This is a genomic window from Pseudoduganella dura (assembly GCF_009727155.1).
Lineage (GTDB): Bacteria > Pseudomonadota > Gammaproteobacteria > Burkholderiales > Burkholderiaceae_D > Rugamonas > Rugamonas dura.
The window spans coordinates 6,801,799-6,813,442 of record NZ_WNWM01000002.1 but is presented as its reverse complement, the minus strand read 5'-3'; the positions used below and the strand labels follow the sequence as shown (position 1 = coordinate 6,813,442).

Below are 11,644 nucleotides of genomic sequence, written 5' to 3'. Positions count from 1 at the left end.
GTACTCTGCCGGCACCGGTATCCTGCCGCTTTCGGGCTCGCTCAATCCTTGACGAGATTGCGCGCGGCGGGCACCAGCAGCCGCAGCCGACCATCCAGCGCTTCGAAGTGCAGGGGCGTCGTCAGCGTGAGCACTTCGCCGTCCACGGCGGCCTTGACGCGCCGGCGCCCGTAGAACGGCGTGCGCACGGTCATGCGGCGAAAGCCGAAGGCGACCACGTCGCCGGTATCGGCCAGCCGGCCGAGGGCCCCCTGCAGCACCAGACCGAGCATGCCGAGGCGCCCCGCCGGCTTGGGCGCCACGGCGGCCAGCTCGCCTTCGGCCACCTCGGGCGCGAGCTCGGTAAGGCCCACCTGTTCCATCTGCAGCCGGTTGTTGCCTACGAACAGGGTGTGCGTGCGCAGGTGCATCGTGCGGTCTTCCGCTTCCAGTGTCAGGCGCAGGCGGCGGTGGGGCGACAGGATGGTTTTCAGGGCGGACAGGAAGGCCACCACGCGGCTGCGGCCGAACTGGGCCTTGTCCTGCTCGCGCTCTTCCAGCAATTCGGGGTACAGCCCGATGCTGGCATTGACGAGGAAGATCCGGCCGTTTACCGAGCCGATCTGCACTGGCTGGACGGTGGCCGTCAGCAGCGCATGCACGGCGTCGGACAATTCCTCGGAAATGCCGTGCGTGCGGCCGAAATAATTGAACGTGCCCTGCGGCAGGGCGCCGAACGGACAGCCGTGCGCGACGGCCTGGCGCGCCACGGCGTTGATCGTGCCGTCGCCGCCGGCCGCCACGAGAATGCCGCCGTTGGCGCAGGCCTGGCCGGCATGCGCGATCGCAGCATCGTCGAGCTCGCTGCCGTCTTCCACCAGGTGCAGGTGGTAGCGCCGGCCCGCGGCTGTCAGCACTTCCTCGATGGCGGCGCGGCGCTCCTCCTTTTCGGAGGCGCCGGAACCGGCATTGAGGACGATGTACAGCGGCGCGTCGGCGGCGAGAGTGGTGTCGGTCATGATGCGACCAACTGTATCACCGAGCGGGCCGCCGTGCACGCACGAACGGCTGAGCGCGGCGGTCCGGTCCCGGGCCGCCGGCGGCGCCATGCTGCACGCTTGCTCCTGCGCGCTTACTCCTGCACTGTCACGGTTGCCTGCGCCGGCGGCGTCACGCCTTCGCCGATGTAGAAGCTCGTGTGCGGCGGCTGGTTGTAGCCGGAGTTCTGGGCGGCCACCTGCACGCGGTACTGCGCATCATGCATCAGCGTGGGGATACGGTGCGTCGTCGGGATCGTGGTGGAGAACACCAGCAGTTCGGTGTTGTCCGCCGTGCGCAGCACGGCTTCCTCGCGCCAGTCGCCGAGGATGTCGGCCGACAGCACGGGCGTGGCCTTCGTGCCGTTGTTCGATGCCGCGTTGTACGTGGCGCCGTTCAGCAGGGTCTCCAGCGTGAAGGCCGCGGGGTTCCACTTGGAGATCGACGTGCCGTCGAGCGCTTCGCGCAGCAGGTCGCCGTCCCACCAGCTGGCGAAGTTCATGCTGCTCGGGCGATTGGCCGAGATCTGCTGGCCGCTCACGTTGAACAGCCCGCCGCGCGAGGCCCAGCACTCCGCGCCCGGATAGGCCGGATCGATGTCGTAGCAGACGCCGCGGCCCACGTCGACGGTGGCCGGCGCGCCCCACAGCAACTTGCCGGTGGCGGCGTCGTGGAAGCTGGCGCCGTTGCCCTTGTAGCACGACGGGCTCTCGTGGACCATGTAGGCCTGCAGGCCGGGGCGGGCCGGGTCGAGCTTGCCGACATGCAGCGCGTCGCCGTGGCACAGGCCGGTGCTGTACAGCAGGTGGCCGTCGCTGCCGATCGTGGCGGCACCGTAGATGATGTCGTCCTTGCCGTCGCTGTCCACATCCGCCACGGAGAACCAGTGCGCGCCTTGGCCGCGCGCCTCGGCGCCTTCGTTGTTGGTGTCGAATACCCAGCGGCTGGTCAGCTGGCCGTCGCGGTAGTCCCAGGCGGCGATCACGGCGCGCGTGTAGTAGCCGCGCGAGAAGATCGCGCTCGGGCGGCTGCCATCCAGGTACGCGACGCCGCCCAGGAAGCGGTCGACGCGGTTGCCGTAGTTGTCGCCCCACGAGGCCACCGTGCCGCGCGCCGGCAGGTAGTCGGCGGTGGCCAGCGCCTTGCCGGTGCGGCCGTCGAACACGGTGATGAATTCCGGTCCGGCCAGCACGTAGCCGGCGCTGTTGCGGTAGTCCGCGGCGGCGTCGCCGATCACGGTACCGCGGCCGTCGACCGTGCCGTCGGCCGTCTTCAGCATCACCTCGGCCTTGCCGTTGCCGTCCAGGTCATAGGCAACCATCGTCGTGTAGTGGGCGCCGGCGCGGATATTGCGGCCCAGGTCGATGCGCCACAGGCGCTTGCCGTCCAGGCGATAGGCATCGATGTAGGTGTTGCCGGTGTAGCCGCTTTGCGAGTTGTCCTTGGCATTGGTCGGCTGCCATTTCACGACCAGTTCGTACTTGCCGTCGCCGTCCAGGTCGGCCGGCGTGCCGTCGTTCATCTCATAGCTGTACGCCTGGCCGGTCGGGGTGACGCCGTCGGCGGGCTTGTCCAGCGGGATGCGCAGCACGGGCTCCGTCCAGGTGGACAGCGCGTATTCTTCCTGGCCCTTCTTTTCCTTGCCCTTCACGATCGGACGAATCAGGTAGCGGGCCCCGGCGGGGGCGGCCGTGTCCGTGAAATTGCTCACTTCCAGCGGTTCCGCGTTGAGCTTGACATCGTCGCGATAGATATTGAACAGCGTGCCCGGCTCGTCGGTGCCGAGCACGCGCCAGCTGACGAAGACATCCGTGCCGGCCGCGATGGCGACGGCGCCGCGATCGAGTTTTTCGAGTTTCCTGCCCCCGTCGGCGAATGCGGAATGCATCAGCCCGAGGGTCAGCAGTGCGATCGGTGCAAAGGTACGTTTCATTGAATCCCCATTGTTATCATGGTCGAACGACGATGGACGCGCTGTCCGGATGCCTGGCATATCCGCACTGCGCGAGCTGGTTGCTTTTGCCGGCGCGTCTCCTCGCGCCGAGGCCGTGGTGGTGCAGCGATGGCCGGCCGTCACGCCGCACGCGCCTGGTGGGCGCATGGGCCCGCCAGGCGTGGTGCGCCGGTCGCGGGCCAGTTGCAGCCTTGGGTGGGAGTCGAGTATCGGGACTGCCCCGAAGGGTGTCAATCAGGGGAGCCGAAGCAGTCATCAAGATGATCGGCGCGCCAGGCGCATTAATCGCCGGCTGTGCGGACAGGGCCGATCGGGTAACCGGTGGTGGAAATCAGGGAATATCCGCGCCGGATACGGGGTTTCCACGCGTGACGTTTTCCTGTCGGTTTTAAATTCCCGTAACATGCCATGACTTCGCGAATAACACGTTGGAAGATGCCCTGCGCGGAGGCAGGCGCCAGTCCGAAGCAAGTTGCAATCCTCAGGAATCTCTGTTGAAGCGTCACTCTGATTCCTCGCGCCACGCCGCTACAGTTGTTAATAAAAATATATTTTCGTATAGCTATATATTTAATCCGACGCTCAATTTATTATGTGCAGTCCCGGATGGACTGGTACCGACAGGCCGTCTGTCGAGGGAATATAAAATTCCATCGGCCGCATTTCGCTCGAAACATTCGAACGCGTGGAAGTTTGATTGCCGCACTAAAAACTCTGGCGCCGTCCAACGAAGACGGCTATTTCGTCAGGAACGGCATGGAGTCCGGCTCGCGTCAATTGCCGCCGGCACTGCGGCGATTCGCGAGATCGTGTCAACAGTAACGGTTTGACGAGGAACCAAACGATGTACCTGAAGCATGTTGTCGGCACCGCGGCGATTCTGGCGATCGCCATGGCGGCGCCCGTGAGCGCCCACGAGGAAATAAGTCCCCCGCGCCTGATCTGGTTTTTCCTGAGCGAAGGCGTCAAGCAGGGGTTGGGGATGCGCCCGGCGTGGGAAGCCTGGAGCAAGGTTCCCAAGGACGTTCCTGCGGCGGCGCAGGGCGCCGGCGATTGCGAGGTGCTGCGTCGGGACGACAGTATCTCCGTCATGCGGCCGATGGAAATCGTCCGCCCCGGCAAGTACTGCCTCGACCGGGATTACGAGTTCGCCTGTTCTCCATCCGCGCACGACTGCGCCGGCAGGATGATCGACATCCGCGCCAGCAATGTCGATCTCGATTTCCGCGGTCACACGCTGCGCATGTCGGGCACACGCCGCTACCGGGGCGTGTGGGGGACAGGCCAGAAGATCCGCGTCCATAACGGGCGTATCGAAGGGGCCGGCGCCGGCGTCACGCTGATGGACCGGGGCAGTTCCCCCGGGAATGCCTATCCCGACATGCCCGTCGACACGGACGACGTTTTCAGCGATACCGGCTTCGTCGTGGAAAACATGCAGTTCAGCGGCGTGCTCAGTGCAATCGAGATTGCCGGCAGCGGCAACCTGGTGCGCGACAACCGGATCGACGCCATGCTCGACGCCACGACGGCCGGCGGACCACCCTTCGCGCTGCTCAGCTATGGCCCGTTCGCGCGCATCGTGCGCAATACGTTCCATCTGCGCGAACTCACGCCGGGCTGGAGCGGCCATGCGATGTACCTGCGCTCCGCCGATGGCACGCAGGTCGGTGACAACACGGTGAGCGTGGACGGCGCATGCGCCGGCACCGTCGGCATCGGCTTGAGCCGCAGCCGCGACATCGTGTTGCACCGTAACCAGCTCGACACGGAAAAAATGACCGATCTCGATTGGCGCAGCAGCCTGGATTCGGCGGCGATGAACGGCGTGAAGAGCGGCGCGCAACGAGCCGGCGCCGGGCAGGGTTGTCCGGAAGTCGCGGGAAAGCCGGCGAATTCCTGAGCCGGTAATCGACGCTTCATCCGGTCCTGACGATGCTGCCGCCGGCGCCACCACCGGCGGCAAGGATCAGGCCCTGGCGAACGCCAGCAGGTCGGCGTTGACCTTGTCCTTGTGCGTATCGGTCAGCCCGTGCGGCGCGCCTGGATACACGATCAGCTTCGCACCCTTGACGATCTTCGCCGAGGCGCGCCCGGCGGCGTCGATCGGCACGATCTGGTCGTCGTCGCCGTGGATTACCAGCGTGGGCTTGTCGAATTTCGCCAGGTCGGCGCGGAAGTCGGTTTCCGAGAAGGCCTTGATCGAGTCGTAGGTATTCTTGTGGCCGCCCATCATGCCCTGCATCCACCACGACTGCACCAGCCCCTGCGACACTTTCGCGCCCGGCCGGTTGAAGCCGTAGAACGGGCCGGACGGAATGTCCAGGTACAGCTGCGAACGGTTCGCCAGCTGGGCGTTGCGGATGCCGTCGAACACTTCCAGCGGCAGGCCGCCCGGGTTGTCGGCGGTTTTCACCATGATCGGCGGCACCGCCGAGACCAGCGCCAGTTTCGCCACCCGCTTCGTGCCGTGGCGGCCCACGTAGCGCGCCACCTCGCCGCCGCCGGTCGAAAAGCCGACCAGGATCGCGTTCTTCAGGTCCAGCAGTTCGATCAGCTGGGCCAGGTCGTCGGCATAGTGGTCCATGTCGTTGCCGTCCCAGGGCTGGCTCGAGCGACCGTGGCCGCGGCGGTCGTGGGCGATCACGCGGAAGCCGTTGTTGGCCAGGTGGATCATCTGCGATTCCCAGCTGTCCGAGTTCAGGGGCCAGCCATGGCTGAACACGACCGGCTGGCCGCTGCCCCAGTCCTTGTAGTAGATTTCCACGCCATCGCGGGTAGTGAACGTGCTGGCGCTTTTGCGCACCGGTTTCGCCGGCGCGGCCTGCGCGTCCGTGCCGAAGGCGGCGGCCAGCGGCAGCGCGGCCAGCGCGGCGAGGCCGGTGCTGCCCAGCAGGGCCGAGCGGCGGGAAAGGCTGATGTCGTTGTCGTTTTGCGTTTTCATTTTTTCTTCCTTCTTGGTAATTGGATGATCCATTGTCGTGTGCCAGAATCGCAGCAGTCTCATTCGTTGCCTGCCGTTCGTCCTGCGATGAAGAGCATGGTAGGGGACGGGGCGGGTGTTGAGAATGGGCAAGGCTGCAAAGCCGCCTTGCAAAAATGCGGATCTGCCGGAAGGCATAACGACAACCGGTACCAATGGCGATCGACTTCGACTGGAACGACATTCCGCTGATCCTGGCGCTGGCGCGCTCGGGCAGCATGAGCGCGGCGGGACGCGAGCTGGGCGTGGACGGCTCGACCATCAGCCGCCGCATCGCGGCCGCCGAAAAGGCGCTGAACCTGCGCCTGTTCTCGCGCGACACCACGCGCTGGCAGCTGACCGAGGCCGGCCAGGTGTTCGTGCGCTACGGCGAAGGCGTATACGGCAGCGTGCAGAGCATGCTGCTGGCGTCGACCCGGGAGGCCGAGAGCCTGGCCGGTCCGGTGCGGCTGTCGGCGATCGATTTCCTGTTCGATCACTGGCTGGTGCGCCACCTGCCCGCCTTCGCGGAGCGGCACCCGGAAATGGAAGTGCAACTGATGGCGGACAACCAGAACATCTCGTTTACCCGCCGCGAGGCCGATTTCGCGTTGCGCCTGGCCCAGCCGGTCGACGACGCGGCCGTGCTGATGCGCCGCCTGGGCGACATCGGCTGGGCCGTCTACGGCGCGCCGCGCTTCGCCGGCGTGCCGCGCGAAGCATGGGGCCGGCAGCCGTGGATCGCGCACGAGGAAGCCAAGGCGCACCTGCCGGAGATGCGCTGGATGGCGCGGCTCGAACCGGCGCCGCGCATCGCGCTGCGCGTGAACAGCCTGTCGACGATGGTGCATGCCTGCCGTGCCGGCGCCGGCCTGGCACTGCTGCCATGCATCGTGGGCGGCGACGAAGCCCTGGTGCGGCTGTCCGACCGTGCCGAGGTATTCCGCGAACTGTGGCTGCTGAGCCACCGCGACGCGGGCGCGATCGGCCGCTTCAAGGTCGTCGCGGCGTGGCTGGCCCAGGTCCACGAGGACAGCCGCGACAGGATGTGCACCTGACGCGCTGTTTCCGGTGTGGCCATGCCGGGTTCCCTGCTGTACCATGGAACGACCGTGCTAATCGTCGACAACAGGCGGGGCCGGCTTCCATCGAGGAGACAGCATGGACCTGAATTACTCCGCCGAACACGAAGCGTTCCGCCTGCAGGTGCGCGCGTTTCTGGACGCGAACCTGCCGCCGGACCTGCGGCGCAAGGTATGCGGCCACCTGCGGCTGGCCAAGGACGACTACGTGCGCTGGCACAGGATCGTGGCGGCGCAGGGCTGGGCCGCGCCGGGCTGGCCGGTCGAGCATGGCGGCACCGGCTGGAACGCCGTGCAGCGCCACATCTGGGACGACGAATGCGCGCTGGCCGGCGCGCCGCAGATCCTGCCGTTCGGCGTCAACATGGTGGCGCCCGTCATCATGGCGTTCGGCACCGACGAGCAGAAGGCCCGTTACCTGCCGCGCATCCTGCACTGCGAGGACTGGTGGTGCCAGGGCTACTCGGAACCAGGCGCCGGCTCCGACCTGGCCTCGCTGAAGACCACCGCCGTGCGCGACGGCGACGAGTACGTCGTCAACGGCCAGAAAACCTGGACCACGCTGGCCCAGCATGCCGACATGATCTTCTGCCTGGTGCGCACCGATCCGGCGGCGCGCAAGCAGGAAGGCATCTCGTTCCTGCTGATCGACATGAAGAGCCCCGGCATCACGGTGCGGCCGATCATCATGCTGGACGAGGAGCACGAGGTCAACGAGGTGTTCTTCGACAACGTGCGCGTGCCCGCGGCGAATTTGGTCGGCAAGGAACACCAGGGGTGGACCTACGCCAAGTACCTGCTGGGCCACGAGCGCACCGGTATCGCCGCCGTGGGCCGCAGCAAGCGCGAACTGCGTTTCCTGAAGGAGCTGGCGATGAAGCAGCAGCAGGGTGGCCGGCCGCTGCTGGACGATCCGCAGCTCGCGGCGAAGGTCGCGCAGGTGGAAATCGAACTGATGGCGCTGGAAGTCACGGTATTGCGCACCATCGCGCAGGAGGACAAGGCGCCCGGTCCCCAGGCCTCGATGCTGAAAGTGAAGGGCACCGAAGTGCAGCAGTTGCTGACCGAGCTGATGGTCGAGGCGGCGGGGCCGGCGGCGCTGCCGTTCGATACCGATTACCTGGAAGGCCGGCGCGAGCACGCGGCGGGCGGCGACAACGCGCTTTCACCCGCGCTGGTGGCCGATACTGCGCCGCTGGCGGCGTACTACTTCAACTACCGCAAGACGTCGATCTACGGCGGTTCGAATGAAATCCAGAAAACCATCATCGCGCGGATGATTCTGGGACTGTGAGGAGGCGCCATGGACTTTGAACTGAAGGAAGAGCAGCGGCAGGTCGCCGATGCGCTGCGCCGCTGGATCGAACGCGACTACACGTTCGAAGACCGGAAAAGGATCGTCCATTCGCCATCGGGCACGTCGCCCGAAGCGTGGAAAACGCTGGTGGAACTGGGCATGACGGCGCTGCCGGTGCCGGAAGCGCAGGGCGGCTTCGGCGGCACGGCGGCGGACCTGTTCGGCGTCATGCAGGAACTGGGCCGCGGCCTCGTGGTGGAGCCGTATTTCGCCACCGTGCTGGGTGCGCGTTTCCTGACGCTGGCCGGCGGGCAGGAAGCGCTGCTCGAGCGGGTGGCGGCGGGAGAACTGAAGCTGGCCTGCGCGCTGGGCGAGGCGCAGTCGCGCCACGACCTGGCCGACATCGCCGCGAAAGCCACCGGCCCGGCCGACGCGGCCGCGGTATCGGGCGTGAAGACGGTGGTCGAGCATGGCGGGCAGGCCGATGTGTTCATCGTGTCGGCGCGCAGCCATGGCGGGCAGCGCGAGCGCGACGGCATCTCGCTGCTGCTGGTCGAAGCCGATACGTCGGGCCTGGCGATCCGCGACGGCCGCACGATCGACGGCCGGCGCGCCGCCGCCATCACCTTCGACCATGCGCCGGCCACGCCGCTGGGCATGCCGGGCGCGGGCTGGCCCATCCTCGAAGCGGCCGCCGACTACGGCACGGCGCTGCTGTGCGCCGAGGCCGTGGGGGCGATGGATGCGCTGTTCGCCGTCACGCTCGATTACCTGAAAACGAGAAAACAGTTCGGCGTGCCGATCGGCAACTTCCAGGCGCTGCAGCACCGGATGGCGGACATGTTCATCCACCTGGAACAGGCGCGCTCGATGGCCATGCTGGCCGCCGCGAAAGTGGATTCGCCGGATGACGGAGAGCGGCGGCGGGTGGTGTCCGCCGCCAAGGCGCGGGTCGGCGAGGCGGCCCGCTTCGTCGGCCAGCAGGCCGTGCAGCTGCACGGCGGCATGGGCGTCACCGACGAGCTGCCGGCATCGCACTGGTTCAAGCGGCTGACGGCGATCGGGTTGACGCTGGGCGATGTCGATCACCATGTGCGGCGGTTCACGGAGCAGCCGGGATTCCGGACGGCGTGATGCCGCCGGGCGCGTAGCGTGGGGCCAGGCTCGTGGGGCCGGGCCCGTTGACACGAGCCCGGCAGTAGAAAGTCTAGAAGAACACCGCCGTGCGCGTCACGATCGTGCCGTTGTTGGTGTAAGGCCCGGTGGCCCGCACGGTGCCGGTGTCCGGCTTGCCGTCGTCGAGCTTCGCGTCGATCTGTTCGGCGAAGCTGTCGGGCAGGTTGTCGAGGCGGATGCCATTGCCGCCGCGGCCGGCCACCACGTCGTTGTAGACGTAGACGGCGCCGCCGTGCGCGCTGGTCATGAAATCGGTGGTGCCGTTGAACGAGCCGGTGATGAAGCCGCCCAGCGCGAGATGCTGCGGCGCCAGCTGGTATTCGGCGATCTGGCCGTCGCCGTTGCCGTTGCCGCTCGTACCCGGCACGTGCGCGGTGGCCTGCGCGTCGTCGCCGGGCAGCGCGCGGAACTTGTCCTGGTAGGCATTGACGGCCGCCTGCAGCGACGTCGATTGCTGGATCACGTTCTTGACCTTGGCGTTGTCGATCAGGCTCTGGCCCTTCAGTACGCCGCCCAGCAGCAGGCCGATGATGACCAGCACGATCGCGATCTCGACCAGCGTGAAGCCGCCGGCCCGCGTTGCCTGGCGAAGCCGCCCGGCGGATTGTGTAACGAGTTGCAAGATGGTACTCCCTGATGCTTTCGATAGGCGCATCTTACAGGCCCGCCGCGCTCTGCGCACCTGCTAGCGTTGCTCGCGCGCATCAGCCCGCTCCAGTTCGCGCAGCCGTCGTTCCAGGAACCGGATCTCGTTGGGGTCGGTGATCGTGCCGTCGCTCAGCAGTGCGCCGGCCACCGCGCGTGCGCTGTCGAGCTCGCTCATATCCTGCAGGATGAACAGTTCGAGCTGGCGCGCCCATGGCGGTGCCGCCGGCGCATGCAGCCGCACCGCCCGCGCATAGCGCCGCGCCAGCGCCATGTCGTGCAGCCGGTGGCGGGCGATCACCGCGGCTTGCGCCATCTCGGGCCAGCGGCGCGCGGGATCGGCGGCGAACGCGCGCTCGACGACGCCGAGCATGATGCGCACGCGTACCGGGTCGGCCACGGCGGCGTAGACCTGCGCGGCCGCCTGCAGCGGCTGGCGGCTGCGCGGATCGAGCGCGAGCGCGACCTCGAGCCAGCCGGCCACATGGCCGTAATCGAGCTCGCGCAACGGGATGCCGGCATCGAACGCATGCAGGTACAGCATCACGAGGCGGGCCGCCGCCGGCCCGTCGCCCAGGCTGGCGAGGCGCAGCGCGGCCGCGGGCGGCGGCGCGGGCAGCAGCGGGGCCGGCGCCGCCGGCGCGGGCACGATGGCGTGCAGCGCGCACTGCGCGACCAGTGCGCCGATCAGCAGCGCGTTGACGCGGACCGGAGCGCGGCGGTCCATCAGAATTCCTTGCGGTACAGGTCGAACAGCGCGGCACCCGACAGCAGCGCCACATACACGGCGGTCTGCGCGGCCACAAGCCCGAGGTCGGCCGCGCCGCCGGCCGCGTAGAGCAGCCACTCGCTGCGCGCGAACGCATCGAGCCGCGGCAGCAGGAACGCGAGTGCGTCGGTGCCGGCGGCGATGGCACGCTGGCCGGCATCGGGCGCGCCGCCGTGGCCGGCCTGCTGCAGCGCCGTCACGCTGCGCGCCAGCAGGTAGAAGCCGGCCGTGGCGCACAGCGCCGGCAGCGCGTGCTGCAGCGTGAGCGTGCAGAACACGGCGAACGCGGCCACGATCCACAGTTCGCCCAGCAGCGACGCGGTCCACAGCGCCGCCTGCGCCGCCGGTGCGACCAGCGCCACCAGCGCACCGGCCACGGCGGCCGGCAGCAGTGCCAGCAGGGCGCTGCCGGCGAGCCGGCCCAGCAGCCAGGCCGCCCGCGGGTACGGCAGCGCGATCAGCAATTCCACCTGCTTGTCGCCGTATTCGCGCACGATCGATGTCACGGTGAAGATCGCCACCACGCCGGCCGCGGCCAGCCGCAGCAAGGCTGCCAGCAGGGCCGTGCCCGTGGCATGGCCACCGGACGGCACCACGGCCTGCAGGAATCCGGCCAGGCCGGTGGCGCCCAGCGCCAGCGCCGCCAGCAGCCACAGCAGGCGGCTGCGCAGTGCTTCCTTCAGCACGCTTGCGGCGATCGCCCGGATTGCCGCGGTCATGGAGCGGCGGTCATGCGCGAACG

10 protein-coding genes are annotated in these 11,644 nt (G+C 67.9%); 4 read left to right on the top strand and 6 right to left on the bottom strand.

Annotation, left to right across the window (positions count from 1 at the left end):
- Positions 1-41: 41 nt before the first annotated feature.
- Complete coding sequence (locus GJV26_RS29375; protein ID WP_155712085.1) at positions 42-998, bottom strand: diacylglycerol/lipid kinase family protein; 957 nt, start codon at positions 996-998, stop codon at positions 42-44.
- A gap of 113 nt (positions 999-1,111) precedes the next feature.
- On the bottom strand, positions 1,112-2,950 hold the full coding sequence (locus GJV26_RS29370; RefSeq protein WP_155712083.1) for a rhamnogalacturonan lyase: 1,839 nt from the start codon (positions 2,948-2,950) through the stop codon (positions 1,112-1,114).
- Positions 2,951-3,815: 865 nt separating this feature from the next.
- Between GJV26_RS29370 and GJV26_RS29365 the strand changes: the two genes are divergently transcribed.
- Positions 3,816-4,874 carry a right-handed parallel beta-helix repeat-containing protein gene (locus GJV26_RS29365; protein WP_155712082.1) on the top strand — a complete coding sequence of 353 codons (1,059 nt, stop codon included), beginning with the start codon at positions 3,816-3,818 and terminating at the stop codon, positions 4,872-4,874.
- 66 nt (positions 4,875-4,940) lie between these two features.
- Here GJV26_RS29365 and GJV26_RS29360 read toward each other — a convergent pair whose 3' ends face one another.
- Positions 4,941-5,915, bottom strand: coding sequence for an alpha/beta fold hydrolase (locus GJV26_RS29360; protein WP_155712080.1), 975 nt, complete (start codon positions 5,913-5,915; stop codon positions 4,941-4,943).
- 194 nt (positions 5,916-6,109) lie between these two features.
- Here GJV26_RS29360 and GJV26_RS29355 point away from each other — a divergent pair, with 194 nt between their 5' ends.
- The 3 genes from GJV26_RS29355 (at position 6,110) to GJV26_RS29345 (ending at position 9,446) form a co-directional block, all read left to right on the top strand.
- Positions 6,110-6,991: a LysR family transcriptional regulator gene (locus GJV26_RS29355; protein ID WP_155712079.1), complete on the top strand. Its 882-nt coding sequence runs from the start codon at positions 6,110-6,112 to the stop codon at positions 6,989-6,991.
- A 103-nt stretch (positions 6,992-7,094) separates the two neighbouring features.
- Positions 7,095-8,309, top strand: a complete 1,215-nt coding sequence (locus GJV26_RS29350) for an acyl-CoA dehydrogenase family protein (protein ID WP_155712078.1) — start codon at positions 7,095-7,097, stop codon at positions 8,307-8,309.
- 9 nt (positions 8,310-8,318) lie between these two features.
- Positions 8,319-9,446, top strand: coding sequence for an acyl-CoA dehydrogenase family protein (locus GJV26_RS29345; protein ID WP_155712077.1), 1,128 nt, complete (start codon positions 8,319-8,321; stop codon positions 9,444-9,446).
- Positions 9,447-9,519: 73 nt separating this feature from the next.
- Here the strand turns inward: GJV26_RS29345 and GJV26_RS29340 are convergent, their stop codons facing one another.
- From GJV26_RS29340 to GJV26_RS29330, 3 genes are all read right to left on the bottom strand, one after another.
- On the bottom strand, positions 9,520-10,110 hold the full coding sequence (locus tag GJV26_RS29340; RefSeq protein WP_229419496.1) for a prepilin-type N-terminal cleavage/methylation domain-containing protein: 591 nt from the start codon (positions 10,108-10,110) through the stop codon (positions 9,520-9,522).
- Between the two features lie 63 nt (positions 10,111-10,173).
- Complete coding sequence (locus tag GJV26_RS29335; RefSeq protein WP_155712075.1) at positions 10,174-10,860, bottom strand: hypothetical protein; 687 nt, start codon at positions 10,858-10,860, stop codon at positions 10,174-10,176.
- Positions 10,860-11,621 carry an ABC transporter permease gene (locus GJV26_RS29330; protein ID WP_155712074.1) on the bottom strand — a complete coding sequence of 254 codons (762 nt, stop codon included), beginning with the start codon at positions 11,619-11,621 and terminating at the stop codon, positions 10,860-10,862. The genes GJV26_RS29335 and GJV26_RS29330 overlap by 1 nt, the downstream gene beginning before the upstream one ends.
- Positions 11,622-11,644 lie beyond the last annotated feature (23 nt).

Excerpts from the sequence above, each read along its gene's own strand:
- GJV26_RS29360 (WP_155712080.1), bottom strand. The coding sequence starts at position 5,915 with ATGAAAACGCAAAACGACAACGACATCAGCCTTTCCCGCCGCTCGGCC.
- GJV26_RS29355 (WP_155712079.1), top strand. The coding sequence starts at position 6,110 with ATGGCGATCGACTTCGACTGGAACGACATTCCGCTGATCCTGGCGCTG.
- GJV26_RS29365 (WP_155712082.1), top strand. The coding sequence starts at position 3,816 with ATGTACCTGAAGCATGTTGTCGGCACCGCGGCGATTCTGGCGATCGCC.
- GJV26_RS29350 (WP_155712078.1), top strand. The coding sequence starts at position 7,095 with ATGGACCTGAATTACTCCGCCGAACACGAAGCGTTCCGCCTGCAGGTG.
- GJV26_RS29335 (WP_155712075.1), bottom strand. The coding sequence starts at position 10,860 with ATGGACCGCCGCGCTCCGGTCCGCGTCAACGCGCTGCTGATCGGCGCA.
- GJV26_RS29345 (WP_155712077.1), top strand. The coding sequence starts at position 8,319 with ATGGACTTTGAACTGAAGGAAGAGCAGCGGCAGGTCGCCGATGCGCTG.
- GJV26_RS29330 (WP_155712074.1), bottom strand. The coding sequence starts at position 11,621 with ATGACCGCGGCAATCCGGGCGATCGCCGCAAGCGTGCTGAAGGAAGCA.
- GJV26_RS29375 (WP_155712085.1), bottom strand. The coding sequence starts at position 998 with ATGACCGACACCACTCTCGCCGCCGACGCGCCGCTGTACATCGTCCTC.
- GJV26_RS29370 (WP_155712083.1), bottom strand. The coding sequence starts at position 2,950 with ATGAAACGTACCTTTGCACCGATCGCACTGCTGACCCTCGGGCTGATG.